Genomic DNA, 26,102 nt, shown 5'->3' on the forward strand with positions numbered 1-26,102 from the left:
CGAGTACGTCCAGTACACGGTGCGCTCCTCCGCCTTGCCATGTACGGCACCGGACGCCGCGGGCTCGGCCGACAAGATCCGAAAAAGACGACCTAGGCCCACCGGGCGACGACGCCGGGCGCGAGGTTCGTCGAGCAGGCCTACCGGCGCGACGGGTGCACCGCGGACCGTCCGGCTTCGGAGATGGGGGCTGAACCGAAGCAGTGACGTGGCAGCCGCGCGATGGTCCTTGAGGCCCGCCCCGAGGAAGCCGAGGCCGCCAGAGTTCCGGTCGGCGCGTCGGGCCAAGTCATCCCGCTCTGCCGCGTCGGCTGCGGTCGGCCCGCAAGCCTTCCAGGACCCGAAGGGCTTGCCGAGCACTTTTCGTGTCGCCGGAAGCATGAGGCGTGATCCTGCCCACCGCCTTGCTGCGTCACCTGCCAGCTTGCGGAACAGGCGAAGCATGAGTTGAGCCCGGTATGCGGGAGGCCCCGGCACTTGATGTGTCGGGGTCTCCTGCCGTGTGCGGCTGAGTTGGCTTCGGACCCTCACCGACTGCTCGGGGGTTCAGGTGTTGAGCATCTTGAGCAGAGCAAGCAGGCCTACGACCATGCCGACAAGGGCGATGTAGAGAGTCAGGGTGATGCCGAAGGCGGCGGCGCCACGGCGGACCCGGTCTGTCCAGTGGGGCGCTGTCGAGTGGGGGAGGGCTGCGGAGACGACCCCGACGAGGAGCGCCAGGAGGAGTCCGATGGCGCACAGCAGGGCTATAAGCGCCCAAGTGATCATGGCGTGCCGATCTCGCGGGCCGGCCTCTGTGATGGGAGGCGTAGCCGTCCAAGGTGACGGCCATAGTCTTACTCTACCTAGGGGACTATGTCTATCTCTACCTAGCTAGGTAGTAGTAGCCTGTGGGTATGGGTGAACCGAGAATGACACTGGCCACGCGGGCCGTGCTCTCCGCGTTCCTGGCCGCCCCCGCTGATGAGCACTACGGTCTCCAGGTTGCCGAAGTCGCCGAACTCCCGGGCGGCACGATCTACCCGATTCTGATCCGCCTGGAACAGTGCGGATGGTTGGAAAGTCGGTGGGAGGACATCGACCCTCAGGAAGAGGGCCGTCCGCAGCGCCGCTACTACCGGCTGAGCGATCGCGGAGCGCAGGCGGCTACTGCGGCGATGGCCAAGGCGAATGACCGCAAGCGCCGTACGTTCCTGTCCGCGCGCCCCCAGGGCGGCACTGCGTGATCCAGAGGGGTGTGAACGACTTCGTCGGCACCGCCGGTCTCATCACGCTGTTACTGGTCATGTTGCTCAACATGGCGCGGACGGGCCGTACGAAGGGCCACGGGAACACCCGGCCATGGGCCAGAAGCCAGGTGCCCGCCCGTGGGCCCCTGCAGTCAATGCTGACGGAACACGCGGTCCTGTGGCGGGTACGAGCAAAGGAACTGGAAGACCTCGGGGATGCTGTCGGGGCTCAGAAGGCGATGCTTGAGGCGCACCTCTCAGAAGCGCGCGCGAGCAGGGAAAGCAATCTCGGGCACGCCTCCGCCGTGTCCAAGGCGTCCCTTGCGGAGGCGGCCGCCCGTGAATCGGCTCGCAAGGCAGCCCATGAGGCCCAGCGGCGCATCGCGCTGGCGCTTCTCTTCGTCCCGGCAGGCCAACGGGAGCGCTATCAGCGGGAGTGGAACGCCGAGATGGACTCGCTGAACGCGCGGGAGGCGTCCGCGTTCGCTCTCCAACTGCTCTGGTCGGCGCCGAGGACGGGAGCGATGTTGTGGCTCAAGCACACGTTCGGTCGGAGGCCCGCCTGATGGACGAACCGCGCCCCAGCTTCAAGATCACAGTTGCCGTAGATCAGGATGAGTCTCCTCGCTCGTCCGTCAGCCACAGCAGCATCGAGATCACCGCTGAGGGGCAGGTTGATGAATACGTCATCAAGAGATCCATTGCTCGTGCCGCTCGAATGCATCAGGAGCGACTCAAGGACCTGTGGTCCTATCAGGAGATCGCCGCCCATCTCCGTGTACAGCAGGACACCGTGCGCTCCTATCACGAGCACGGTCTTCTGCCCCCTCACGACTACGTAGAGGGCGACCAGCCCTACTGGTACGGCTCCGCCATCCGTGCGTGGGCGGCCCGTCGATCAGCCGTCCCGATGACTCCCCAGGTGATTCACATGGGGAGTCCGCTACCTGAAAGGGCTGAGCGCCGCATAGCTCTGGCCCTCATCTTCGTGCCGATGGAGCACCGCGAGCGCTACAGGCAAGAGTGGGTCAACGAGATGGCTCAGCTGAGTCCGCAAGAAGCGATGGTCTCCGCGCTCCACCTGCTGCTCCTGGCGCCGAAAATGGGCATGCTGCTGATGCTCGGACGGATCTTCGGCCGAGAGGCCTGACCCTGGCACACCGCGCCCCCGACGCTGCGGCGTTCGGGGGTTTCTCATGTCGTGACATTTCATTCAACCCGGTACGGGCATGTGTGTCCGGATACGGGAGGTGTGCGGGTGTACGGGGATCTGTGGGCGTGGGTGGTCGAGGAGTCGGCGAGAGTGGCACTGACGGCCGTGATGGCCGGCATCCCTGTGGCGGGTGCGCTGGCGCAGCAACGACAGAAGGACCGGAGCCGCACCGGACGTTCCGGCGCGTCGCAGCAGCGACGCGCCGAGGACGCGATGCTGGTGCGCTTACTGATCGGCCGGGCCTCAAGCCCTGTGCCCCCTCCTCGTCGGCCAGCTGGCAGCGTGCGGGGGAGGAGTTGGTGCGGGACGGTACGGCCGCAGACCTCGCCGCCGGGCCGCGGCGGCGTCCAGGAAGGCGCAGCACACGGTGCTGCGCACCATCGCGGCCGAGGCCGGCCGGTGGTCCTGCTGGCCGGGCGTGGCCCGTGCGTCGGCCCGACTGGTCGTTCCAGTGTCCGTGGTGGCGGTCTGGGCTTGGGTCCGGGCGAGCCCGTGCATATTTTCGCCTGTATCGGTCGGCTGCCTGCGTTCGCGGGCGGTAGTTCCGATGTCGGTGTCGGGATGCATGCGTGCGGGCGTCGCGGAGGGCTTCGCGCTGGACGCGTCCCGCCGCCGGCACGTCACCGCGCTTGAGCTTTACGTCCGCGCGGCAGTTCTGGGGGATGTGTGCGGGGCGGTTCGTCGGATCCTGGCCGTGGCTGGTGCGGGTGTTCTCGTCTGCCGGGCTGTCGCGTTGGGGCGTGCTGGTTGGGGCGTGCCGGGCCGGGGGCTCGGGGTTGTCTTTCTGTGGTCCGGTCGGCGGGTTTCCGGTTTCCGGGCCGTGCTGCTGGTGGTGGTCGGCCTGTTCGCCGGGCCCGGGCGGCACGGCTGCCGCCTTCGTCACCGGCCCCGGCGGGGCCATCAGCCGGAGCACTCTCGGTTGGGTCGGGGGCTGTGTCCCGGCCCGGATCGGTCCGGGCTGCTGCGCCGCGCGCATGACCGTCGGCTTTGCCGCCCTCGGCGGCTTCGAGGTGTTCGAAGCCAGCCGGGGCCTCACCCCGTCGTCACCGCGGGGAGGCGGAGAAGGCCGCCCGCCGTGGCCTGGTCGAGACCGGCCGCGAGTCCCTGCAGCGCACCGTCCGCGCCGCCGCGGCGTTCGCCGACGGCGACACCGATTTCCTCGAGCGGCTCCGCGACGCCAGACTGCGCGTACGCGAGCGGTTCGGTGACGACGGTGTGCTCGCCCGGTACGAGGCCGCGCGGTCCGGTGACCGGGCGGACGACGGCTCCGGTCCGGTGTGGTTCGTTGGTTCGACCCTCGTTTACGGCCTGTCCCTGTCCCTGTCCCTGTCCCTGTCCCTGTCCCTGTCCCTGTCCCTGCCCCGGATCCGCGAGCGCTTCACCGTGCACGTTGTCCCGGCCGACTGGGCGCGGGCGATGTCGCCGCGCTCGGCGATCTCCTGGCCGTCGCGGCCGCCCCATTACCCGGTGCTCGTCCGCGACCGTGTGCGGGCGGCGGGCCAGGCGGCCGGGCTGCGTTGCAGCGACGCACATCCGCTGCCGGACTCGGATGCGCTCAACTGCGAGCACGTTGGGGCGCATGTGCGACGGCGGGAGGCCTTCAACGGAGCCTGGTGCAAGCCGCGGAAGCGTCTCCGACCAGGCCGTCGACACCACCCCACCACCCACCGCACCGCACCCGGCCTGCTCGTGGGTGAGGGCCGACCACCGGCAGCCTGGCCAGTGCCTGCGCTAACACCGAGCCGGGGGATCCGGATCGCTGACCACCCGGCTGGCCCACCCGCCCGGAATACCACTCCACCAGCCCCACTGCGCTTCCACTCACGGGAGGCTCCGAAGCCCCTGTCTGGGGACTTCGCGCCGGGCCACGCTGCCGCACAGCGGCCAATGACACCGTTTTGAACTCATTCAGAGAGCCGCCCATTCCAAGAGTCGGTTGACTTGCGGGCATGTGGACACGCGTTGGCCGGACCGTATCGGTCCTGACAATCACCGTCTTGATGGTGGTGGCTGCTGCTCCCCTGAATGTTGCGGCGGACAGGGTCTGCGCTGCGGCGGAAGGACATCTGGAAGCCGGCTCGCTCGACCGTGCGAAGAAGCTCTATGAATCCGTGAAGCCGGCCGACGACGAGCGCAACTGTGCTGTGAAAGGCCTTCAGCTCGTGGCGGCGGCGCGGCATGCGGCGGCGGAGCTGGTAACAGATGGCGAGCAGCTGATTCGCTCGGGACACCTCAATAGGGCGGAGCGGATGTTCCGCGTCGCGCTCAAGGTTGATGCAGCCAACGCGGGCGCAGTGGCGGGTATTGCCAGGGTGGCAGATCTGGAAAGTCGCCCCCTGCCGACGGCGGCATCGAACTGGGATCGGTTCTACGGAGACTGGGTCCTACCCGTAGGCAGACTCGTGCTCTTCAGTACTATCGGCCTCCTGGTGCTCGGTGCGATCGCTGGTCTGTCGTCAATGCTCTGGGTCAAAGTAGGCTCAGTTGCCTGGCCGACCGGGGCCAGGCGCACTGCGAAAGGTGTCGGCTGCGCCCTGCTGGTCAGCGCGGCGATCATGACGCCTCTGTTCGCCATGTTCAATCCCTTCACTCCGACGTGGATGCAGTGCTGGATCGCAGCGTTGGTCATTTTCGTCATTGGGTTGGTTGCAGGCTTTCTGCTGTGGTGGGGTACGCGCCAGAGTCGCTTCCTGGACTGGCTGGCCTTGCTCGTCTCACTCGGCGTTTTGGTCGTGGCAGCGATCGTGATTCTGATGGTGCCCATCGCTTACGAGACACGTCTGATGGCGGCCCACATCGCTCTTGCCCTGATCGGTGTTGTTCTGACCTCGGCAGCGTTCGGGCAGAACCTGCGCCTGCAGGTGGAAGTACAGCAGCCCGACGGGAACGTGAACGCTGCAGCCACCGACTATCTGCTGGCTCGCATGAAGGGGCTCGGCACGGAAACACCGAAGGGTCTCGAGCGAGCCGACTCCGCCCTGGCCACCACCCCTTTGAGCAAGATCTCCAACGAAGAGCTGAGCGTGCTGCCCGCCGGCAACGTCGTCGGGGCATTGTCACGTCTGTTCTTCGCCCTTCGACCCGGTCTCACCTGGCGGGCACGCGTGACGCTCGTGGATGACAACAGGGTGGCGACCGCTGTCTCCCGCAACGGTCGGCATGCGGCAAGCGCGGTGTTCAGCAGGATGGAACTCGGCCTCCCCGTGGACACTGACCAGGACCGGGCAAGGGCGCAGATGCTCACCGGTGCTGCCGCCTTCGTGCTGGTGCACCTCAGCGAAGTGCACCAAGAGCTGAAGGAGGATCTGTGCGGGGCTCGGAAATGGAAGAGCGTCGCGCTGCTGGTCATCGCCAAGAGCAAGTCTCTCCTGGAAAATGAGGATCGAAGCACGCGCCGTGTGGATCTTCTGTCCCGAGCCACGGACAAGGACCCCGGGAACGTGTTGGCACGCTTCGAGTACCTGTGGGCAGGCTACGCGAACATCCCGCACGAAGAAACGAACTACGCGTCATTTGCGCGGACACTCGATACAGAATACGAAAGAGCAGGTGGCCTGCAAGAAAAGCTTGATGAAGAGGAAGGGTGGGTGCCGCTGAAGATCCGCGTTCTATACAGTCGCACCACGCAATGGATTAACGCCTACGAGGCCGCCCGCGAAAAGGGGACCCACGTGGACGTCGGAGTAGCCGCCTACCTGCAGAATGCGAAGAAATCCGCAGACGAGCTTCAACGCTTGTGTACGGTATCTTGGAATCGTAAGGAGCTGCAGCGCAAAGCCGAGGAAATGCGCCCGTTCGCTGAGAATCTTCAGCTCTGTATCGACGCCTTGAACGGCGTGAATCTGGACAATGTTCCAGAAGGGCATTCCCACAAGGGCGCCAATCCATCGCCGAGGCTGACCTACGATCACGCATGCCTGCACATGTTCCTGGCCAGCCAGCTTCCTCGCAGGAAGCGCAAGCAGCAGCGTGAGAATGCTCTGGACGATTTGCAATTCGCGCTCGTCACAGAACGCGACAGGAAGGACGCCGCAGCAGATCCGTGCTTTCGAGAGTTGCGGTCCGATGAAAGGTTCAGGCAGCTGGTGCATGATCAGCCGCCTCAGGAATTCCTTGACCTGCCTGCTTTCGTAGGTCGTCGTGTGAAGCTTGAGGAAGTTGGTGTTACCACTGTTGGCGAAGTTATTCGCCACACCCGCACCACTCAGCTTCAGGAACAGCTAGCTGCACATTTGGAGGTTTCGGCCGCGATCGTGCAGCAAATGCGCGACGTTGCGTTGCTCGCGCAAGTCCACGAAGACTTGAGCGACCCCCGCATGCTGCACGTTCTCCTCAGTGCGGGTATCACCTCCCGGGAAGCACTGTGTGAGGCGGCGCGCCGCGACGAAAGTGAACTCCTGCACCTGGTTGAAACCCGTGCTTCTGAAGAGCACTTGACCAGCCTGGCGGGCGTCAAGAAGCCTCAGCTGTGGCTAACGGTCGTCAAACGCAAACGATGCCCCTGGGGACGCTGACCAGAGCTCACGTCCTCGCCGCAGGCGCTACGGGCGCACCAACAGTGTGGCTTTGGCGGTGCGACACCACCTGCCCGTGCGTCAGGAAGCCGTACGGGCGAAGGGCCAGAACGCCTGGAAGGCAATCCTGGTACACCCGAGAGTGCTGGAACCGAACCTACTGATAGCCGCAAACCCAGCCCCGCGACAGCTGGGGCTGGTCGGTTTGTCGGTGTTGCCGGGGGTTTGGCCTGGGTGGGTTTTGCGGCCGGTTTCGGATACGACCGGATCGTGTTGCGCGGGGATTTCCCGGCCGTGCTGGGCGGTGAGCGCTTCGGCGTGATCCTCGACCCGGTCGGGGGCGCGACCCGCCGTGCCGTCCTGGAGCAGCCGGCGGCCCACGGGCGGCTCGCGGTGTTCGGCAGCCTCGCCCCTTTCGAAGGCGTCCCGGCCGACCCCGGCGACCTGCTCATGAACGGTAGGTCACTGGTGACGTACAACAGCAGCCTCCTCGCCGACACCCACCCCGAGCGCCTCGCCGACAGCGCCCGCCGCGCTCTCGCCCTCGTCGCGGACGGCAGCGTACGCGTGGACATCACCGCCGAGTACGGCTTGGAGGATCTGGCCACTGCTGTGCAGCGGCTCGCCGAGGGCGGCACCCGCGGCAAGAGCGTGCTGCGTATCGCCTGACGGCACCCCGGGCCGCCCGCCACCCCGAGCCGTCCACCGCCCCCCGTTCCCGGCGGGGCGGTGGGCGGCGGGGTGGGTTGGTGTGTGGTCAGGGCGTGGTGTCGGGGTCGCAGGTTGCGCGGTGTAGTCCGATGGTGTGTAGGGCTCGTATGAGTGCTTCTTCGTCGTTTGCGCGTACGAGGTGGACGGCTCCGTCGGTGGTGGTGATGCCGAGGTCGGCGGGGGTGGTTTCTGTTTTTGTGCGGAGTACGACGCCGCTGGGCGGGTCGAGGGCGCGTACTGCGTGGAAGATGCCGAGTGCGGTGGGGTCGTCTCGGAAGTTGCCGGTCAGGGTCAGGACGGTGATGTCGGGGAGCAGGGCCCGGGCGTGGGCCAGGGCGATGGCGGGTGTGTGGGCGTGGGAGATGACCTGGAAGTGGGGGTTGCGCTGGATCCGTGACCGCAGCAGGTCCAGCTCCGGGCCTTCGGCCATGCCGGCGAGCAGGACTGTCATCACAGTCCCTCATCCTCCGCCGCGGCAGCGGGCCCGTCGACCTGGGGTCTGTCGAGCCGGGGTCGGTCGGTCCGGGTCTGTCGATCCGGGGTCTGTCGACCTGGGGTCTGTCGACCTGGGGTCTGTCGACCTGGGGTCGGTCGGTCCGGGTCTGTCGGGCTGGGGTCTGTCGATTCGTGTGTGTCGGGCCGTGTGTGTCGGGTTGTGGGTGTCGTTCTGGGGTGTGTCGGGCGGTGGGTGTCGTGGTGGGCTGGTCGGTTTCGGTTTGTCGGGTCGGGTGTGCTGTCTGTCGTGTGTTCCTCTCGGGTGGGGGGTGTGGCTGTGTGTACGCGTCGTGTCGGGTGCGGGGCTCGTTGCCGGTCTACGCTGCAGGTCCACGGTCCGGGAGGAGTGGCAGATGACGGGTACGGCGATCCTGGATCTGCGGCCGCAGGCCCGGGTCGTGGCCGGTCTGGTGGCCGCTGTTCCCGACGCCGGGCTTGCCGGCCCGACGCCCTGTCCCGGGTACACGGTCGCCGGTCTGGTGGGTCACCTCGCGGGCCTGTCTGCTGCTTTCCGTGACGCCGCCCGCAAGGACCTGGGTGCCACGACGGACACGCCTCCCGGCACGGCCGTGCCCGTTCTGCCTGCGTGCTGGCGTGAGGAGCTGCCCGGGGTCCTGGGTGAGCTGGCCGAGGCCTGGCGGGACCCGGCGGCCTGGAGCGGCATGACCCGTGCGGGCGGTGTGGACCTGCCCGGGTCCGTCGCTGCCGTGGTGGCCGCCGACGAGCTGGTGGTCCACGGATGGGATCTGGCCCGGGCCACTGGCCTGGAGTACGTCCCCGACCCGGCCGCGCTGCGTGCCTCGTACGGGTTCCTGCGGGAGGCCGCGCAGGACGCGGGCCGCGGCGGGGGCATCTTCGGTGCGGTCGTGCCCGTGCCGGAGGGCGCCCCGCTGCTGGAGCGGGCCATCGGCCTGAGCGGCCGCGACCCGGCCTGGACGCCGCCGTCCCCCTGACACCACGGCGGACAGCAAACCACCACCCCACCACCACCGCCCCGCCGGCCGGCGGGCCACCGTCCACGGTTCACCGCCCACGCCGACGGCCCACCGCCTGCCGTCTGCCGTCCACGGCCTGCAGGGCCCACCACCCACCGTCCAGGGCGCACGACCTACCGTCCAGGGCCTACCACCCACCGGCCAGGGCCTACCACCCACCGGCCATGGCCGACGGCCGCGGCGGGCGGCCCAATGCGGGCGAGCCACGGCCCACCACCTACCGCCTACCGCCTGCCGTTCACGGCCTGCGGGGCCACTACCCACCGTCCAGGGCCCACGGCCTACCGCCCACGGTCCGTGGCCCGGTCACGGCCGGCGGCCGACGGGCTTGCGGCCCACCACCTACCGGCCGCCACCTACCGGTCACGGCCTGCACGTCCACGCCGATGGCCCACGGCCCACGCCCGACGGGCCACCGGCCACGCCCGACAGCCCACCGGCCACGCCTGACGGCCACGGCCCACGGCCACCGGCCACGGCCCACGGCCACCGGCCATGGCCGACGGCCGCGGCGGGCGGCCAATGCGGGCGAGCCACGGCCCACCACCTACCGCCTACCGCCTGCCGTTCACGGCCTGCGGGGCCCACCACCCACCGTCCAGGGCCCACGGCCTACCGCCCACGGTCCGTGGCCCGGTCACGGCCCACGGCCCACGGGCTTGCGGCCCACCATCTACCGGCCACCACCTACCGGCCGCCACCTGCCGGTCACGGCCTACCCGGCCACGCCCGATGGCCCACGGCCCACCGGCCACGCCCGACGGGCCACGGCCCACCGGCCACGCCCGACGGGCCACGGCCTGCCGCCCACCGTCCATGGCCGACGGCCGCGGCGGGCGGCTCAATGCGGGCGAGCCAGGGCCCACCGCCTACCGCCCATGGCCGGCTGGCCACGGTCCACGGTCGATGGTCGATGGGCCGGGCTTGTGGTTTTGGGGGTGGGGGTTTTCAGGTCTGGCATTGCTTTGTTGCCGCGGGGGACCAGCCGCTCCAGGCGGCGCCGGCGGCCCGGGCGTGGACCCGGATCTCCACCTTCACCGGGCCGCACACCCGTGTCGTGCTCCCCACCTCGAGGGGGCCCACGGACTCGCCCGCCCGCACATGGGTGCGGCCGCTGCCCACTTTCTCCCAGTGGCCGCCGTCGACGACACGGAAGAACGCCTCGTAGGAGACGTCCACCCCCCTCGTTCCGGTGTTGCGTGCCCTGATGTGCGCCGTGATCTCCCGTGTGGGGAACCGGCCGGCCGATCCCCGCTCGGCGCTGATGCAGCCGTTGACGGCCACCCGGCCGGTGGAGGTGCCCCCGCCGCAGGCGACCGCCGGGGCGCGGGCGCCGGCCGGGACCGCCAGCACGGTCAGCACGCCCAGCGCGGCCGCGCCCAGGACCGTTCCCGTACGCCTCAGCAGCAATGTCTCGTTCCCTTCTCCGGGCCGGTGTCGGTGAGGAGACCATGGCCCCCCGCAGGCATGGCGGGCAGCGTTTCGCCCACGGTTTCGCCCACATGGACGCGGACGGACCCGGACGGACGCGGACGGACGCGGACGGGCGCGGCGGGGCGGGGCGGGCGGACCGTGACGGGGGAGGGGCCCGGCGCGGTACGGCCGTACCGGGCCGGACTCTCCGGCCCGGTACGGGCGGTGCACTGCCCCTGCGGCCGTGCCGGGTACGGGCACGGCGCGCTCCGGCCGTGCCGGGCCTGCGGCCCGCCCCCTTTTCCCGGCCTGCGGGGCGGTTCCGGTCCTGGGCCGGCGGCTTTCCCGGCCTCTGGGGCGGTTCCGGCCGGCGGCCGGCTGTCCCGGAAGGGGGTACGGCTGGTGACAGCCGGTGAGATCCGGGCGTCTGGGGGGTGACCCGCCCCATAGGGCCCACGTCACATACGAGCCGGGGTAGTAGCCCCCGCAGGCCCTGTACCGGCCCCTGGTGGTGGCCTCCACCTGCACGGATCCCTCCGGCACCGGCGGGGGGCGGCTGGTGTCCGGCTGCGAGGGCGCTTAGTAACCAGGGTCGTTGCCAGGGGGTCGGGCCGTCTGTAGAACTGGATGAGTCGCCAGGCGGCAGGGGTACTTCACCCGCCGCCGACGAACCCCTCTCCACCGCGTGAGTGGCTCACGCATGTCTTCGGCATGCCTGCGACCGCCCTTGTTTCCCTGTGGAAGGTCAATCCGTGTCCAACACCGTCATCCGCCGCATCGCCGCTTCCAAGAAGGCCCTCGCGGGCTCCGTCGTCGCCCTGGGCGTCGCCGGCTCCATGCTCGCCGCCGTTCCCGCCCAGGCGGCCCCGGTGAGCGCCAAGGCGATCGCGCAGCAGATGATCAAGGACCCGGCCCAGTTCGCCGCGTTCGACAAGATCATCTCCCATGAGAGCGGCTGGGACTACACCGCGACCAACGCCTCTTCCGGTGCCTACGGCCTGGCCCAGGCCCTGCCGGCCTCGAAGATGGCCTCCGCGGGTGCGGACTGGAAGACCAACCCGGCCACCCAGATCAAGTGGGGCCTGGACTACATGAACGACCGCTACGGCAGCCCGGTCGGCGCCTGGAACTTCTGGTCCGCCAACCACTGGTACTAAGCCGCCACCAGCGGACAGCACAGCACGCATACGACGACGCCCGGCCCGGACACCCCGGCCGGGCGTCGTCGCGTCCGCGGCCACCGCCGTCTTCCCCAAGGCCCGGCGAGGCGGGCGGTCACAGGGACGGAGCCCGGCCGACGCGGCCCTGCCGCACCCGCCGGCCGGCACCGGGCGGCGGCACCGGGCGTGCCGGGCGGAAACGGCATCCGGCATCCGGTGGTGTGCGGGCCGGGAGGACGGCCGGCGGCACGGCGTGGTCTTCGTGCACGGCATCACGCCGCGGGAGCCGGGACCGCGTGCGGGGGTGTCCGCGGATCCTCGCGTCGCCGGTCACGGACACGCAGGGATGGCGCAGGGTGTTCGGCCCGGCGGCGGACGGCGAGGGCGTGGTGCGGGCCGGCGCGTTCGGCGGATGGTCCTCCGCCGCCGAAACACGGGCCGGGGGACGGTGTGGCGCGACCGGCCGGCATGCCCCGTGACGCGGTGGAGACGGTCCGCCGCGGACCGTCCGCCGGCGGTGTTCTCCCGTGCCGGGGGACGGCGTGGACATCTGCGGCTCCGGAACCGGGGAAGAGCCCGGGCGGCGGGGTGAGCGGCGGGACCTCCTGCTGCCCGGACCGGTGGCGGCCGGCGTCCCGCACCCCGGGACGGCCGGTGTGCACGGCCCGAAGACGGGTCCTACCGGGACCGGGCCGGGGCCGGGCCGGGGCCGGGACCGCCACACACTGGCATTCACGGAGACCCGGTTCGGCCTGGGCCTGCCCCGCGGCGTACTGGAGGACGGGCCGCTGCCCGCCTGAGTCATCGCCCGGGCGGCACCGGACGCAGGGGCCACGGCAGCGGGGCGCCGCGCCCCCGGCACAGGCGGTCTCTTTCGGATCGTGCCGGCCGGGCCCGCGGCGTCCGGTGCCGTGCATGGCATGGCATGGCGGAGGGGCGCGCCGTGTACCGGACGTACTCGGGCGTCCCGGCGACGCGGCCGGGTGCGGTGCCGGTCGCCGCGGGCCCGGCGGGATCCGAAAGGGACGGCCTGGGTGTCTTGCCGATCATGCCGGGCTCGCGGTGGCCGGCACCGCGCCTCGCCGCGTCGCCCCCTCGTCCGCCTTGCGATGCTTCCCCTCGGCCCTGGCGGGCCTGGGGAGAAAGACCCACGGAACCGGCCACCGCTCCCTGATCCGGCCTGACCGGCAAGACACCCCTTGGGGTCCGGCCCCGTGGCCGAACCCCAGGACCAGGCCGGCCCCCGGCCCCTGGTCTGGCCCCTGGCCCCTGGTCTGGCCCCTGGCCCCTGGTCTGGCCCCTGGCCCCTGGTCTGGCCCCGGCCTTGCCTCCGGCCCCGCCCCCGGTCCCGGCCGCGCACCGCGTCCCTGGCCCAGGCCTGCCCTCAGTCCCGGCCCGCGCCCGGCCCGCGCCCGGCCCGCGCCCCGGTCCCGGCCCTGCCTCCGGCCCCGCCCCCGGTCCCGGCCGCGCACCGCGTCCCCGGCCCAGGCCTGCCCTCAGTCCCGGCCCGCGCCCGGCCGCACCGCGCCCCCGGCCTAGGCCCCGCCTCCGGCCCCGGCCCGCCCCCGGCCCCGCACCGCGCCCCCGGCCGCGTACCGCGTCCCCGGTCCCGGTTGGACTGCGCTGGGTGGCGGGCGGTCCCACAATGGGACCGGGGCATGCGCGTGGCCGTTCCGCGGCGGTGCCCCCCCGGCTCGCGCCGGCTGAGAGGAACGCGTTCATGCGCGCTGAGACGTCACCGGCCGCAAGGAGGGCGGGGGCCTTCGCCGCGGTCGCCGTCGCGCTGTTCTGTATCCAGCTCGACTTCTTCGCCCTCAACCTCGCCATCCCCGAGATCGCGGCGGAACTCGGCGTCACCGTCTCGGCCGCGCAGTGGACCCTGTCCGCCTACATGCTCGCCATCGGCTGCTTCTTCATCATCGGCGGCCGGGTGGGAGACGTCTTCGGCCGGCGCGGCAGTCTGCTCGCCGGGATCGCCCTGTTCGCGGCCGGTTCCGCGGGCTGCGCGCTGGCACCGGGCCTGGGCCCGCTGGTGGCCGCCCGGATCGTGCAGGGGGTGGGCGCGGCGTTCGTCTTCCCGGTGTCCGTGTCCGTGATCACCAACACCTTCCCCGCCGAGTCCCGTGCCGCAGCCCTCGGCGCGGTGTTCGGCGTCGCGAACATCGGGACCGCGCTCGGGCCCTTCGTGGGCGGCGGGTTCACCGAAGGCCCCGGCTGGCGCTGGATCTTCTGGCTGATGGCACCGCTGAGCCTGCTCTCGCTCCTGACCGCCCTGGTGTACGTACCCGACTCGCGCGACACCTCGGCACCCCGCCGGCTCGACCTTGCCGGCTGCGCCCTGATCGTGTGCTCGCTGGCCGCGCTCACCCTGGCCGTCGAACGCGGGGACGCCTGGGGCTGGGGGAGCGCCCGTACCCTCCTGTGCTTCGCGCTGGCCGTGACGGCCGGCGCCCTGTTCCCGGTACGCGAACGGCACGCCCGCCACCCCCTGGTCGATCTGCGGCTCCTGCACAACGTCCCGTACGTCCTGGTGACCGGGATGGGCTCGCTCGCGAACATGGGCTACGGCGTCACCGTCTTCCTCGCCACCCTCTACCTCCAGGACGTACGCGGGCTCTCGCCCCTCCTGGCGGGCACGGTGTTCCTGGCCCCGGCCCTGCTGGTCGCGGTCAGCGGCCCGCTCGGCGCGCGCCTGGGCCGGCACATGCGGCCGACCGCGGTCATGGCGCTCGCCGGCGCGATCGCGGGCACCGGAATGTACGCGCTGGCCGGGGCCGGCGCGTGGTGGCTGTACGTGCCGGTGTTCGCGTGGTGCGGCCTGGGCCTCGGGCTGGGCTGGACCTACTCCGGCGTGGCGACCCAGCAGGTCGTCGCACCGGAGCGGGCGGGGGAGGCCTCGGGCGTACTGCTGACGTTCCTGGTCACGCTGGGCGCGATCGCCCTCGCCGGGACGGCGGCGGCGATCTCCGCGATGACCCCGCAGCACCCGCCCGAGGACGTCTACGACGCGATCCTGCGGCTGGGCGGGGTGGTCATCGTCGCGGCGGCGGCGGCCGTCATGGCCGTACGCCACCGGCTCGTGGTGCTCGGCAGGATCCCGCCCCTGTCCCTGCGGGCGGACGCCGCCGCCGCCGCGCGGGAGCCGGGCCGCCGGCCCTGACGGCGCGTCCGCCCCGACCGCCCCCGCCCGCTTCCGCCGCCCCGCCGCACTCACCGCCCGGCACGCACCGGCCGCCGCTGCCGCCGCCTTGCTGATCTCCCGGTCGGAGGTCTCGACGAGGCCGTCGGTGAAGAGCATCAGGACGTCGCCGGGGCGCAGGTTGCCGCGGGCCGCAGCCGCGGGCGCGTACGGCCGGCGGGCTCCGGGCGGTTACGCGTTCCCGGCCCGCGTCCCGCGCACGGAGCCCGCGCACGCAGAACACCGAGGGCACCCGGCCGCCGGGCACCACACCCCCGCACCCCCGTCCGCACCCCCGCCCGAACGACCGCCCCGCCGAGGTCTGCGCCGCCGGGGCCTTGCCGGTGGGGGCGGCCACCACCGGTCCCGGTCCCGGTGGTGGCGAGGCGGGACGCGCTGCGGACGGTGCGCGGGATCACGCGGGACTGCCGTCCCCGCCGGCCGAACTCCCTGGTGGGGCGCACCCGTTCGGGACACCGTCCGGGCTGTCGTCGCCGGATGCCCGAAGCTCCCGGGAAGTCCGCCGCCGCGATGACCGCCTGGCAGGAAGGGCCGGCCCCCCGGGGGGCCGCCTGCGCCGCGCGATCGCCGAGCGAACCCGCCCCCGCACCCCGACAGCCCGGGGGGGACGCGCCGCCGCGCGTACTGGACGTCGCCGCGGCGACGGCGGCGACGGCGTGCGCCGCACCGCCCGCGGGCACCACGTCACCATCGCAGGCCGCCCTGCCCGCCGCCGCGCCCGCCCTGCCCGCCGCCGCGCCCGCCCTGCCCGCCGCCGCGCCCGCCCTGCCCGCCGCCGCGGCCGGGCGGGCCGCGGCGCCCGGATTGACGGAGCCGATCACCTGTCGGCGGGCCGGCGTGGCCGCGCCGTCGGCCGGATCCGCTGACGCGGATCCGGCGTGGTCCTGTGCCACACCTTCCTCCGGTACTTGAACGGCGTGTCGGGGACATTCGCCGCGATCCCCGCCCCGCTGAAGCGCGGCGGGCCGTTCCCGGCGACGGCGGCCCTGAACGCCGCCGTCCGCGGGACGGACCCCGCCGCCGCGCCGTCCGCGCCCGGCACTACGGCATCCGCGCCTTCTGCGGCTGTGTCACCGGCGGCGCGCGGACGCACGGCCCGGCGTTCCACGCCGGCCTCGAGCGACCGGAGCCCGCCACCGGCGCCCGCCCGCTCTGCATGCGTACGGCGAGGTTCTTGCGGCTGACGGCACGCAACGGGCCACCCGGGGCCGGACGTCCGGCTCCGTACACGGTCCGGACCTGATCACGGCGGCCTTCCTGTAATCCTGCGATCCTGCGCTCCGCGGTACAGGCGCGGGAACAGCAGGGAACGCTCCCGCTCCCGCCGGGCCGGGTGGACAGGAGCGGGCAGTGCCGGACAGTCACCGGCCCCGCAGGGCCTGGAGAGTGGACACCGCCGGGCACGAGTCTGTGCCCCATGAAGGCCGCACCTGCCCGGGCGGCCGGCACGAGACCCGTATCCGCACTCCCGGGAGCATCCGCCATGACGTCCCGCGCCCTGCGCACCCTCACCGTGCTCACCGCCACCGCCACTGCCGGCGCCGCTCTTTGCGTCACCGGCTCCACCGCCTATGCCGCCCAGGACACCGGGCGGCGCGTGCCGGGGATCGCCGCCGCCTGGACCCGTGCCTGGAACGGCACCGATCCCCGGGCGCTCGGCGCCCTGTTCACCGCCGACGGCACCTACACCGACGGGGCCGTCGGCGTCACCTTCCGCGGCCGCACCGAGATCGCGGGGTGGAAGGCCCGCGCCGGCACCCTCATCGACAACGTCCGTGTCACCGTGCGCAGCACCCGCCTCGACGGTGACCGCATCACCGTCCGGGCCGTCTACTCCGGCATCTCAAGGGCGCGCCCAGGTCCTTCGCCGTGCCGATGACCACCCGGCTCGGCCTGGACGGCAGTCACTGCCGGATCGCCTCGGATGAGGACCGCTACAGCCTGGCCGCCGTCCTCGCCCAGTCCGGCCTGCCCGCCGGCTGGACCCCGCCCGCCGTCTGACGCCGGCCGCCAGGGCCGCCGTACGCACCTCAGCGGCCGCGGCGCCCGCCCCGGTGCAGCGCGAGCCCGGCGGCGGCGCTTACGGCGGCGGTTACGGCGGCGGCGGTTACGGCGGTGGCGGTGCCGGCCGTCATGAAGCCGTTGCGTGAGCGCCAGGACAGCACCGACCAGCGGGACTGCGCGGACAGCAGCGAGCCCGTGCTGAGCCAGGAGCCGGCGGAGAGCGCGGACAGGCAGGAGCCGAGGGAGGCGGCCGAGAGTGTGCAGCCCACGGAGCCGACCGACAGTACCGAGCCCACGGAGCCGATCGAGAGCACCGACCCCACCGAGCCGATGGACAGCACCGAGTCCTTCGACCAGAGGGACAGAAGGGAACCGTCCCTGCGCCGCCACGGGTCCGTCCATGCACGAGATCCGGTCACGGGCCCATCCTGGCAGGGAAGGGGGCCGTGGGGGAGGGGTACTCGCCGGGCGGAGCCGGCCGGAATCGAACCGGCGTCCTCGCGGTGTTGGAGACCGCGCGCGTCGACCTCTGCGCTACGGCTCCGCCCGCCCCGGGATCGTACCGGTGCCGCACACCCCCAGACCGCCCCCCCGGCACGGCACCCCCCCGGCACGGCACCCCCCGCCACGGCCCCCCGCCACGGCCCCCGGTAGGGCTTCCGGGGGGTGTGTCGTGTTCTTCCGGACAGCCGCACCGCAGAACGTCCGATTATCGACCCCTTGGGAGGGAACGCCGCGTGCGTTCCCGTCGGTTCACCGGAGGGAACCGGGTCGGGCCCGCACGACTCGCCCCGGCCGGCAGACCGATGGCAAGGAGAAACCGTGCGCATACTCTTCACCGGACCGGCCGCGGCCGGTCACCTCTTCCCGATGATCCCGACCGCGCAGGCCTTGCGTGCCGCCGGCCACGAGGTGCTGTTCGCGGGCTCGCAGCCGCTCGGCCCGCTCCGCGAGAGCGGTTTCCCGATCGTCGAGATCGGCGACGGCCGCAGCATCCGGGACGTCTTCGAGCAGTCCACGGACCAAGAAGTGCGCTACGTCGCACCGGACCTGACCACGGACCAGATCCTCGACAGGGCGGCCCACGGCTTCGCGCTCGTCTCCCGCTCCACCGTGGACGGCCTGCTGGAGGCCGCCGACAGCTGGCGTCCCGACCTGCTGGTCTACGACTCCTTCCAGGCCTCGGCCCCGCTGGTCGCGGCCAAGCTCAAGATCCCGTCGGTGGTCCACAACTTCGGTGTCACCTCCGGCCTGGACATGGTGGCCCGGCTCGCCGCCAACTTCACCGAGGCGTACGGGACGTACGGGGTGGCCGGCCCGGCCGAGCCCACCGCGCTGAACATCGTCCCCGCCTCGCTCGGCGGCGACCCGGGCGGCCTGCGCGTGCGCTACCTCCCCTACAACGGCGGCGGCACCGTCCCCGCCGGGCTGCTCCGGCGCGCCGGCCGTCCGCGCGTCGCCGTCACCCTGGGCACCGTGCTGACCGAGCTGGACGGCGTCCGCGCCATCGTCGGTCTGATCGAGGCCGCCGCGTCGGTGGACGCCGAGTTCCTGCTCGCCGTCGGCGACGCGGACCTCGGCCCGCTGGGCACCCTCCCCGACAACGTCCGCCCGCTGCCCTGGGTCCCGCTCGCCGAGCTGCTGACCGCCTCCGACGCACTGGTCCACCACGGCGGCTCCGGCACCCTGCTCACCGCCCTGCAGGCCGGCCTGCCCCAGCTCCTGCTGCCCCAGGGCGCCGACCACTTCGCCAACGCCGACGCGCTCACCGCCACCGGCGCCGCCCTGCGTTCCGCCTCCGACGCCGTCGACGCCCCGCTGCTGACCCGCCTCACCGCCGACCCGGCCCTGCGCGAGGCGGCCGCCCGCCTCCGCGCGGAGAACGCGGCCCTGCCGACCCCGGCCGAAACGGTCCCCGCCCTGGAGGCCCTGGCCGCCTCCTGAGGAGCGCATACCGGATCAGTACGGCCGCCGGGCCCGGCCGGGGACGGCCGTACAGACCCGGCGAGCGCGCACCCCTGCCCCCGACCGCGCCCCCGCCCGTACTCCTGCGGCGGGGGCCCATACGCGGCTTCGTGCTCAGCCCGCGACGCCGGCGCCCGGGGCGGGCAGGGGGGTGCGGGCGACCACGGCCATGAGTTCGAGCGGGAGTTCCGTGTCGTGCTGCCCGACGGTGAGGCCGATCCAGCGGCCGCGGTCCGGGACGGTCCACACCTGCATGCTGCAGGCGCACTGGGACAGGCTGCCGACCGGCTCCGGGACCCACTCCCCGTCGAAGCCGACCTCCAGGTACGGCCCAAGGTCCACGGTGAGCGGATCGCCCCAGCGCACCGTGAGGGCCGCGGCCAGAGTGCCGAGGACGGCGCTCATCTGCGCGTCGGCCAGGTTCAGGGCCCGGTGGTACTCGTCGTCCCAGAAGTCCTCGCTCGCGCGCAGCACACGGACGCGGAAGTCCGGGCCGCCGTAGCCGGCGGCGTCCGCGAAGTCCGCCGCCGGGAAGGGCAGCGCGATCATCGCGTCGATGACCGGCAGGTATCGCCCGGGCGCCTCTTCCGGGACGGCCTCCGGCCCAACGGCCTCCGGCCCAACGGCCTCCGGCCCAACGGCCTCCGGTTCAGCGGCCTCCGGCTCGGCGGTGCTCATGGCCGCAGGCTACGAGACCGCCCGGACAACCCCCGCACCGGGCCCGGTGCCTCAGCCGCCGCTCAGGGTACGGCCGAGGAGGGGCAGCAGCCGGTCCCAGTGGCGCTGCAGCCCGGCGGGGTCGAAGGCGTCGGTGTCGGACATGGTGAAGCCGTGGACGGTGCCGGGGTAGACCTCGCAGGTGTGGCCGACACCCGCGGCGTCCAGGGCCCGTTCGAGCTCGCCGAGGGCCTCGGGCGTCATGTCGGATTCGGCGTGGCCGAGGTGGACCTGGGCGGTCAGCGTGGACAGGAGGCGGCGAAGGTCCTCGGGCCCGTCGGCGCCCACGGGGCCGTGGAACGCGGCGACGGCGGCCACCAGGCCGGGGTGCGCCGCGGCGGTGCGCATCGCCAGGAGCCCGCCGATGCAGTAGCCGGTCACCGCGACCGGGCCGGCCCCGACCTCGGACCGGGTGGTGAGGAACCTGAGGTAGGCGTCGGCATCGCTCAGGACACGTTCGGGGGTGTGCGCCTCGATCAGGGGCATCAGCCGGGCGAAGACCGCGGGCCGGGCCTCTTCCCCGATGTACTCGGGGAGGTCGATCACCGGTGCCGGGCCGTGCCGGTGGAAGAGGTTGGGGACGAGTACGTAGTACCCGTGCCCGGCGAGTTCGAGGGCCATCTCCCGCAGTACGGGCCGGATGCCGAAGCCGTCCGGGTACATCAGCACCCCGGGTGCCGTTGCCGTCCGCCGCGGTCGGGGAAGGCGGCGAAAGCGTCGGCCGGGCCGTCAGGGGTGGGGATCGACAGGGTCGTGATGGGCATGAGTTGTCTCCGTCGTGGTCGGTAAGGCCGATGTGGCGAGCCTGTGGTCGAACACGGCGGAGGCGGAGCTCGGGCGGCGGCGCGGGCTCCTCGCCCGGACCGGGAGTCCGCACCGGCCCGTACGGCGCTCAGCGGAGCACCGGGTCACCGATCCGTGTGTGGCGCGATGCCGTCCCGGGAGTCATGGTCGCCCACCCTAGCCGCCGGGCGGCTCCGTTCGCGAGGAGGATTCGGGGGTTCCCCGGCCAACTCCCCGGATCCCGGGCCCGGTCGGCGCTCCCGGCCCCGCGGCGGGCGGCCCGGCTCCCGGTGGCCGGAACTCGCCCGGGGCGGGTGAACAAAGAGCTACGTGCTGGTAACTTACGCGAGTTGATCAAGGTCGGGGTGTGGCCGGCCACGCTCCCGGCCCGAGCCACCCCCACCCCAGTCAAGGAACCACATTGGCACGCACCGTCGCTGCGGCGGCCCTCGTCCCCACCACGGCCCTCGCACTCGGCCTCTCCCTCCTCGGCGCCGCCCCCGCGTCCGCCGCGGACGCCCCCACACCGCACCTGGACTCCGTCGAGCAGACCCTGCGCCAGGTCTCGCCGGGCCTGGAGGGCTCGGTGTGGGAGCGCACCGCCGGCAACCGGCTCGGCTCCTCCGTCCCCGGCGGCGCCGACTGGCTGCTGCAGACCCCCGGCTGCTGGGGCGACCCGGCGTGCGCGGAGCGGCCCGGATCGCGCCGTCTCCTGGAGAAGATGCGCCAGGACATCGCCGGCGCCCGCGAGACGGTGGACATATCGACGCTCGCGCCCTTCCCCAACGGCGGCTACCAGGAGGCGATCGTCGCGGGCCTGAAGGAGGCCGTGCAGAAGGGCGGCCGGCTGAAGGTGCGCGTCATGGTGGGCGCCGCGCCCGTCTACCACTCCACGGTGATCCCGTCGTCCTACCGCGACGAGCTGCTCGCGAAGCTGGGCCCGGCCGCCGCGGGCGCCATCACCCTGAACGTGGCCTCGATGACCACCTCCAAGACCGCGTTCTCCTGGAACCACTCCAAGCTGGTCGTCGTGGACGGCACCTCGGTGATCACCGCGGCATCAACAGCTGGAAGGACGACTACCTGGAGACCTCGCACCCGGTCGCCGACGTCGACCTCGCGCTGACCGGGCCCGCCGCGGGCTCCGCGGGCCGCTACCTGGACTCCCTGTGGGACTGGACCTGCCGCAACAGGAGCAACTGGGCCTCGGTCTGGTTCGCCGCCTCGCCCGGCGCGGACTGCATGCCCTCCCTGCCCAGGCCCGCCGCCCCGGCGGGCGGCGGGGACGTGCCCGCGCTCGCCGTCGGCGGCCTCGGCGTGGGCATCCGCCAGAGCGACCCCGCCTCCTCCTTCCGCCCCGTCCTGCCCACGGCCGGCGACACCAAGTGCGGGATCGGGGTCCACGACAACACCAACGCCGACCGGGACTACGACACCGTCAACCCGGAGGAGAGCGCCCTGCGCGCCCTGGTCTCCAGCGCGACCTCGCACATCGAGATCTCCCAGCAGGACGTGCACGCCACCTGCCCGCCCCTGCCCCGCTACGACGTGCGCCTCTACGACGCCCTCGCCGCCAAGCTCGTCTCCGGCGTGAAGGTCCGCATCGTCGTCAGCGACCCGGCCAACCGCGGCACGATCGGCAGCGGCGGCTACTCCCAGATCAAGTCGCTCAACGAGGTCAGCGACGCCCTGCGCGGCCGCGTGGCGGCCCTGACCGGTGACGGCGGCCGGGCGCGCACCGCGATGTGCGAGAACCTCCAGCTGGCCACCTTCCGCGCGTCCGACCGGCCCACCTGGGCGGACGGCAAGCCCTACGCCCAGCACCACAAGCTGGTCTCGGTCGACGGATCCGCCTTCTACGTCGGCTCCAAGAACCTCTACCCCTCCTGGCTCCAGGACTTCGGGTACGTCGTCGAGAGCCCGGCCGCGGCCGGACAGATCAAGAGCGACCTGCTGGACCCGCAGTGGCGCTACTCCCAGGCCACCGCGACGTACGACTGGGCCCGCGGCCTCTGCCAGGCCTGACACCCCCGGCCCCCGGCCCCCGGCCCCCGGCCCCGGCCCCCAGGCCCCAGGCCACCGGGCCCCAGGCCTCCCGCCCCCGCCGTCCCGGCCTCCGGGCCCCGGCTCCCCGCCCCGCCGCGCCGGCCCCTGCCGCCGGGCGCGGCGGGGCGGCCCCGTACCCCCGTACCCCCGTACCCCGTACCCCCGTACCCCCGTACCCCGTACCCCGTACCCCGGGGCCGCCGTGCCCCGGCCCCGCGCCGGGCGGGAATACCCCGGGCGCACCCCCCGTTCCCAGTGTGGTTGAATCATCAACAATCTTGGAAGGGGATGGGAAGCCATGCAGTTCGGGATCTTCACCGTCGGCGACGTCACGGCCGACCCGACGACCGGACGCGTGCCCGGCGAGCACGAGCGCATCAAGGCGATGCTCGCCATCGCACAGAAGGCGAGGAAGTCGGCCTCGACGTCTTCGCCACCGGCGAGCACCACAACCCGCCGTTCGTCCCCTCCTCGCCGACCACGATGCTCGGCTACATCGCCGCACGCACCGAGCACCTGATCCTGTCCACCTCGACGACACTGATCACCACCAACGACCCGGTGAAGATCGCCGAGGACTTCGCGATGCTCCAGCACGTCGCGGACGGCCGCGTCGACCTCATGACGGGCCGCGGCAACACCGGACCGGTCTACCCTGGTTCGGCAAGGACATCCGCGACGGCATCGACCTCGCCATCGAGAACTACGCCCTGCTGCGCCGCCTGTGGGACGAGGACACCGTCACCTGGAAGGGCAAGTTCCGCACCCCGCTGCAGTCCTTCACCTCCACCCCGCGCCCCCTCGACAACGTCGCGCCCTTCGTCTGGCACGGCTCCATCCGCTCCCCGGAGATCGCCGAACAGGCCGCCTACTACGGCGACGGCTTCTTCCACAACAACATCTTCTGGCCCGCCTCCCACACCGAGCAGATGGTCCGCCTCTACCGGAGCGCTACGCCCACTACGGCCACGGCACCCCCGAACAGGCCATCGTCGGACTCGGCGGCCAGGTCTTCATGCGCAAGAACTCCCAGGACGCGGTACGCGAGTTCCGCCCCTACTTCGACAACGCACCGTCTACGGCCACGGCCCGTCCCTGGAGGAGTTCACCTCCCAGACACCGCTGACCGTCGGCTCGCCCCAGCAGGTCATCGAACGCACCCTGTCCTTCCGCGACTACGCCGGCGACTACCAGCGCCAGCTGTTCCTGATGGACCACGCGGGCCTGCCCCTGAAGACCGTCCTGGAACAGCTCGACCTCCTGGCGAAGAGGTCGTACCCGTCCTGCGCAAGGAGTTCGCGAACCTGCGCCCGGCCGGCGTACCGGACGCCCGACCCACCCGCCCGCGTGGCGGCCGCCCGGCAGGCCCGAAGGAGCGGACCCAGGCATGAAACTCGCCGTCGTATCGGCAGGACTGAGCTCGCCCTCCTCCACCCGCCTGCTCGCCGACCGGCTCACGGCCGCCACGCTCGCCCGCCTGGACGCCGAACCCGAGACCGTCGAACTGCGGAACTGGCCACGGAGATCGCCCAGCACCTCGTCACCGGATTCCCGCCCGCCCGGCTGGCCGCCGCACTCGACACGGTGGCGGCCGCGGACGGCCTGATCGCCGTGACCCGGTCTTCGCGGCCTCCTACAGCGGCCTGTTCAAGTCGTTCTTCGACCTCATCGACAAAGACGCCCTCACCGGCACACCGGTCCTCCTCGGCGCGACCGCGGCACGGCCCGGCACAGCCTGGTCACCGAACACGCCATGCGCCCGCTCTTCACCCACCTGCGCGCACTCGTCCTGCCCACCGCCGTGTACGCGGCCTCGCAGGACTGGGGCGAACAGGGCCTGGCACAGCGGATCACCCGCGCGGGCACGGAACTGGCCCGCTCCATGCACCCCGCCACCCCCGACACCGCCCCCGACACCGCCGCCGCGATCGCACCCCGTTCGGTGACCGGGGCGATCACCTCCGCGGATCCCGCACACGGCCACCGGCCGGTGCCCTTCGAACAGAGGCTGGCCGCACTGCGCGCCGGGTGACGGCCCCGCGGCCCCACCCGGCGGGCAACATGCCGCGGTCGGCGTAATCGACGCTTCGGCCCGGCTTCCTCCTCACGCTGTGACAGTCGATCACGCCCATGTCAGGAGGCCCGTGTGCACAGCTCCCGTGGGCGCGCGGCCCTCCGCACGGCACCGGGAGCGGGCGGTGAGAGGCACCCGCCCGGACACGCCCCGACGGCCGCGCGACGACGGCTTCCGGCCGGCCGCGCCGCCGGCCTGGACGCGGTGGCTGCCGTTCCTCTACACCGCCCTCGTCCTCCTCCTGGAAGCCGCCCTGCACAAGGAATGGCGGTGAGCTTCTTCCTCATCGCCCTGCCCGCCATCGCCGCGTACGCCTTCGGCCCGGCCGCCGTGGCCGCGTTCACCGCCCTCGCGATCCTCCTGGAAGGCTCCCTCGCCGCCACCGCCCACCACCTCGGCGAGACCCACCACGTCACCGCCGACATCGCCACCGCCGTCGTCGGCATCCTCGCGACCGCACTCGCCGCACACCGCCGCAGCCAGGAACGCCACCTCGTCCACGCCAACTCCGTCGCCGAAGCCCTGATGCGGGCCCTGCTGCGCCCGGTGCCGCACCAGGTCGGGAACGTGCTCGCGGCCTGCCTGTACCGGCCCAGCGAGGCCGGGACCATGGTGGGCGGCGACCTCTTCGACATCCGCGCCACCCGGGCGGGGAACGCGCCATCATCGGCGACGTACGCGGCAAAGGACTCCCGGCGGTCCGCACCGTCGCAGCCCTCCTCGGCAGCTTCCGCGACGCCGCCTACGAGGCGCACGACCTGCCGGCCGTCGCCGCCCGCCTGGAACGGGGGCTGGTCCGCGAGCCGAGGAGACCCGGGACGCCGAACTGTTCGCGACCGCCGTGCTCATCGAGTACGACAGCCTGGCGCACCAGGTGACGGTGGCCAACCACGGCACGTGGAGCCGGTACTGATCTCCCGCGGCCGGGTACGCACGCTGGACGGCCCGCCGGCGCTCCCGCTCGGCCTGGGCCGGCTGGCCGCACCACACGCACCGGACGGGCAGGACAGACCGGACGGGCCGGACGGCCGGTGGCGCGCACCCACCCCTTCACCCGGGGCGACGTACTGCTGCTGGTCACGGACGGCTGGTGGAGGCCCGTGACACCGGCGGCGACTTCTACCCCCTGGTGGAGCGGCTGCGCCACCGCTTCGAAGGCCGCCCGCACCCGGACCCGCCGACGTCGTCGACTTCCTCAACACCGACCTGCCCGCCACACCCGCACCCTCCACGACGACGTCGCGATGCTCGCGATCGCCCCGCACGCCCCCGGCTGACACACCACCCCCGCCCCGCCCCGCCCCGCCCCGCCCCGCCCCGGACGGCCGCCGCACACCACGAAGGCCCGACAACGACCCGGGGCCTTCGTGCACTTCGCTGACCTACCCGTCCAACGACCCCGGGGCGAGCGTCACGCCCCCGCCCCCGGATGCGGCCGGCCGCGCTGCCCGCGCCCTACCCAAACAGCCGGTCTCCGGGCGCGGCCATGCGATGGGTCCCGCCGTGGCGCATCACCCAGTCACGGATCAGGGGGGCGACGGAGTTGGCGCACTGCCAGCCGTCGTCGTACTCCCGCACCCCCGT

Annotated in this window: 22 protein-coding genes, 1 tRNA gene and 3 pseudogenes; 19 read left to right on the top strand and 7 right to left on the bottom strand. The window is 72.5% G+C overall.

The features are described from left to right. Positions 1-546: 546 nt before the first annotated feature. Positions 547-768 (bottom strand): hypothetical protein, encoded by a 222-nt coding sequence (locus JYK04_RS40750; protein WP_189746473.1) that lies wholly within the window; start codon positions 766-768, stop codon positions 547-549. Between the two features lie 128 nt (positions 769-896). On the opposite strand from JYK04_RS40750, the gene JYK04_RS40755 reads away from it, so the two are divergent. The 5 genes from JYK04_RS40755 (at position 897) to JYK04_RS40775 (ending at position 7,625) form a co-directional block, all read left to right on the top strand. Next, a complete protein-coding gene (locus tag JYK04_RS40755) occupies positions 897-1,226 on the top strand; it encodes a PadR family transcriptional regulator (RefSeq protein ID WP_202185983.1) in 330 nt (109 codons plus the stop codon). 11 nt (positions 1,227-1,237) lie between these two features. Then, positions 1,238-1,795, top strand: coding sequence for a hypothetical protein (locus JYK04_RS40760; protein ID WP_189746475.1), 558 nt, complete (start codon positions 1,238-1,240; stop codon positions 1,793-1,795). Continuing rightward, entirely contained in the window at positions 1,795-2,379 is a 585-nt protein-coding gene (locus tag JYK04_RS42240; RefSeq protein WP_308431134.1) for a hypothetical protein, read from the top strand. The genes JYK04_RS40760 and JYK04_RS42240 overlap by 1 nt, the downstream gene beginning before the upstream one ends. Before the next feature lie 2,012 nt (positions 2,380-4,391). After that, entirely contained in the window at positions 4,392-6,956 is a 2,565-nt protein-coding gene (locus tag JYK04_RS40770) for a DUF4332 domain-containing protein (RefSeq protein ID WP_189746479.1), read from the top strand. A gap of 270 nt (positions 6,957-7,226) precedes the next feature. Next, a complete protein-coding gene (locus JYK04_RS40775; RefSeq protein WP_229876817.1) occupies positions 7,227-7,625 on the top strand; it encodes a zinc-binding dehydrogenase in 399 nt (132 codons plus the stop codon). Between the two features lie 88 nt (positions 7,626-7,713). Here the strand turns inward: JYK04_RS40775 and JYK04_RS40780 are convergent, their stop codons facing one another. Beyond that, the gene (locus JYK04_RS40780; protein WP_189746481.1) at positions 7,714-8,118 is read right to left on the bottom strand and encodes a hypothetical protein; all 405 of its coding nucleotides are present in this window, start codon (positions 8,116-8,118) and stop codon (positions 7,714-7,716) included. Positions 8,119-8,515: 397 nt separating this feature from the next. On the opposite strand from JYK04_RS40780, the gene JYK04_RS40785 reads away from it, so the two are divergent. After that, complete coding sequence (locus JYK04_RS40785; RefSeq protein ID WP_189746482.1) at positions 8,516-9,115, top strand: TIGR03086 family metal-binding protein; 600 nt, start codon at positions 8,516-8,518, stop codon at positions 9,113-9,115. A 990-nt stretch (positions 9,116-10,105) separates the two neighbouring features. On the opposite strand, the gene JYK04_RS40790 is transcribed toward JYK04_RS40785, so the two are convergent. Next, positions 10,106-10,567, bottom strand: coding sequence for a hypothetical protein (locus JYK04_RS40790; protein ID WP_229876818.1), 462 nt, complete (start codon positions 10,565-10,567; stop codon positions 10,106-10,108). Between the two features lie 755 nt (positions 10,568-11,322). Here JYK04_RS40790 and JYK04_RS40795 point away from each other — a divergent pair. The 6 genes from JYK04_RS40795 (at position 11,323) to JYK04_RS42070 (ending at position 16,930) form a co-directional block, all read left to right on the top strand. After that, positions 11,323-11,727, top strand: coding sequence for an aggregation-promoting factor C-terminal-like domain-containing protein (locus tag JYK04_RS40795; protein ID WP_202185984.1), 405 nt, complete (start codon positions 11,323-11,325; stop codon positions 11,725-11,727). A 530-nt stretch (positions 11,728-12,257) separates the two neighbouring features. Continuing rightward, positions 12,258-12,530 carry a hypothetical protein gene (locus JYK04_RS40800; protein ID WP_189748760.1) on the top strand — a complete coding sequence of 91 codons (273 nt, stop codon included), beginning with the start codon at positions 12,258-12,260 and terminating at the stop codon, positions 12,528-12,530. A 920-nt stretch (positions 12,531-13,450) separates the two neighbouring features. Next, a complete protein-coding gene (locus JYK04_RS40805; RefSeq protein WP_189746925.1) occupies positions 13,451-14,890 on the top strand; it encodes an MFS transporter in 1,440 nt (479 codons plus the stop codon). Positions 14,891-15,406: 516 nt separating this feature from the next. Next, a complete protein-coding gene (locus JYK04_RS40810; protein WP_189746927.1) occupies positions 15,407-15,841 on the top strand; it encodes a hypothetical protein in 435 nt (144 codons plus the stop codon). Positions 15,842-16,412: 571 nt separating this feature from the next. Beyond that, a complete protein-coding gene (locus JYK04_RS40815; RefSeq protein ID WP_189746929.1) occupies positions 16,413-16,808 on the top strand; it encodes a nuclear transport factor 2 family protein in 396 nt (131 codons plus the stop codon). Further along, positions 16,799-16,930, top strand: a complete 132-nt coding sequence (locus JYK04_RS42070; RefSeq protein WP_268254181.1) for a hypothetical protein — start codon at positions 16,799-16,801, stop codon at positions 16,928-16,930. The genes JYK04_RS40815 and JYK04_RS42070 overlap by 10 nt, the downstream gene beginning before the upstream one ends. A 29-nt stretch (positions 16,931-16,959) precedes the next feature. Here the strand turns inward: JYK04_RS42070 and JYK04_RS40820 are convergent, their stop codons facing one another. Both JYK04_RS40820 and JYK04_RS40825 read right to left on the bottom strand, forming a co-directional pair. Next, a complete protein-coding gene (locus JYK04_RS40820) occupies positions 16,960-17,352 on the bottom strand; it encodes a hypothetical protein (RefSeq protein ID WP_229876862.1) in 393 nt (130 codons plus the stop codon). A gap of 50 nt (positions 17,353-17,402) precedes the next feature. Beyond that, positions 17,403-17,477, bottom strand: a tRNA-Trp gene (locus JYK04_RS40825). A gap of 278 nt (positions 17,478-17,755) precedes the next feature. Here JYK04_RS40825 and JYK04_RS40830 point away from each other — a divergent pair. Beyond that, a complete protein-coding gene (locus JYK04_RS40830; protein WP_189746931.1) occupies positions 17,756-18,877 on the top strand; it encodes a glycosyltransferase in 1,122 nt (373 codons plus the stop codon). A gap of 135 nt (positions 18,878-19,012) precedes the next feature. On the opposite strand, the gene JYK04_RS40835 is transcribed toward JYK04_RS40830, so the two are convergent. Together JYK04_RS40835 and JYK04_RS40840 are read right to left on the bottom strand one after the other, a co-directional pair. Then, positions 19,013-19,576, bottom strand: a complete 564-nt coding sequence (locus JYK04_RS40835; protein WP_189746933.1) for a hypothetical protein — start codon at positions 19,574-19,576, stop codon at positions 19,013-19,015. Positions 19,577-19,627: 51 nt separating this feature from the next. Continuing rightward, positions 19,628-20,379 (bottom strand): annotated as a pseudogene (locus tag JYK04_RS40840) (dienelactone hydrolase family protein). A gap of 440 nt (positions 20,380-20,819) precedes the next feature. On the opposite strand from JYK04_RS40840, the gene JYK04_RS41790 reads away from it, so the two are divergent. From JYK04_RS41790 to JYK04_RS41805, 6 genes and pseudogenes are all read left to right on the top strand, one after another. Further along, complete coding sequence (locus JYK04_RS41790; RefSeq protein WP_244372126.1) at positions 20,820-21,524, top strand: phospholipase D-like domain-containing protein; 705 nt, start codon at positions 20,820-20,822, stop codon at positions 21,522-21,524. Positions 21,525-21,640: 116 nt separating this feature from the next. Then, entirely contained in the window at positions 21,641-22,423 is a 783-nt protein-coding gene (locus tag JYK04_RS41795; protein ID WP_244372130.1) for a phospholipase D-like domain-containing protein, read from the top strand. 319 nt (positions 22,424-22,742) lie between these two features. After that, positions 22,743-23,775 (top strand): annotated as a pseudogene (locus tag JYK04_RS40850) (LLM class flavin-dependent oxidoreductase); the annotation flags it as partial. A gap of 56 nt (positions 23,776-23,831) precedes the next feature. After that, a pseudogene (locus JYK04_RS40855) lies at positions 23,832-24,476 on the top strand (CE1759 family FMN reductase). Positions 24,477-24,642: 166 nt separating this feature from the next. Continuing rightward, positions 24,643-24,792, top strand: coding sequence for a hypothetical protein (locus JYK04_RS41800; protein WP_244372132.1), 150 nt, complete (start codon positions 24,643-24,645; stop codon positions 24,790-24,792). 391 nt (positions 24,793-25,183) lie between these two features. Further along, positions 25,184-25,396 (top strand): SpoIIE family protein phosphatase, encoded by a 213-nt coding sequence (locus tag JYK04_RS41805; protein ID WP_244372148.1) that lies wholly within the window; start codon positions 25,184-25,186, stop codon positions 25,394-25,396. Positions 25,397-26,102: the final 706 nt, after the last annotated feature.

The sequence above is a fragment of the Streptomyces nojiriensis genome, from assembly GCF_017639205.1.
In the GTDB taxonomy this organism is placed as follows: Bacteria; Actinomycetota; Actinomycetes; order Streptomycetales; family Streptomycetaceae; genus Streptomyces; species Streptomyces nojiriensis.

Excerpts from the sequence above, each read along its gene's own strand:
- JYK04_RS40805 (WP_189746925.1), top strand. The coding sequence starts at position 13,451 with ATGCGCGCTGAGACGTCACCGGCCGCAAGGAGGGCGGGGGCCTTCGCC.
- JYK04_RS40815 (WP_189746929.1), top strand. The coding sequence starts at position 16,413 with ATGACGTCCCGCGCCCTGCGCACCCTCACCGTGCTCACCGCCACCGCC.
- JYK04_RS40755 (WP_202185983.1), top strand. The coding sequence starts at position 897 with ATGGGTGAACCGAGAATGACACTGGCCACGCGGGCCGTGCTCTCCGCG.
- JYK04_RS40770 (WP_189746479.1), top strand. The coding sequence starts at position 4,392 with ATGTGGACACGCGTTGGCCGGACCGTATCGGTCCTGACAATCACCGTC.
- JYK04_RS40835 (WP_189746933.1), bottom strand. The coding sequence starts at position 19,576 with ATGAGCACCGCCGAGCCGGAGGCCGCTGAACCGGAGGCCGTTGGGCCG.
- JYK04_RS41795 (WP_244372130.1), top strand. The coding sequence starts at position 21,641 with ATGCCCTCCCTGCCCAGGCCCGCCGCCCCGGCGGGCGGCGGGGACGTG.
- JYK04_RS40810 (WP_189746927.1), top strand. The coding sequence starts at position 15,407 with ATGCCCGAAGCTCCCGGGAAGTCCGCCGCCGCGATGACCGCCTGGCAG.
- JYK04_RS40785 (WP_189746482.1), top strand. The coding sequence starts at position 8,516 with ATGACGGGTACGGCGATCCTGGATCTGCGGCCGCAGGCCCGGGTCGTG.
- JYK04_RS40780 (WP_189746481.1), bottom strand. The coding sequence starts at position 8,118 with ATGACAGTCCTGCTCGCCGGCATGGCCGAAGGCCCGGAGCTGGACCTG.
- JYK04_RS40750 (WP_189746473.1), bottom strand. The coding sequence starts at position 768 with ATGATCACTTGGGCGCTTATAGCCCTGCTGTGCGCCATCGGACTCCTC.
- JYK04_RS42240 (WP_308431134.1), top strand. The coding sequence starts at position 1,795 with ATGGACGAACCGCGCCCCAGCTTCAAGATCACAGTTGCCGTAGATCAG.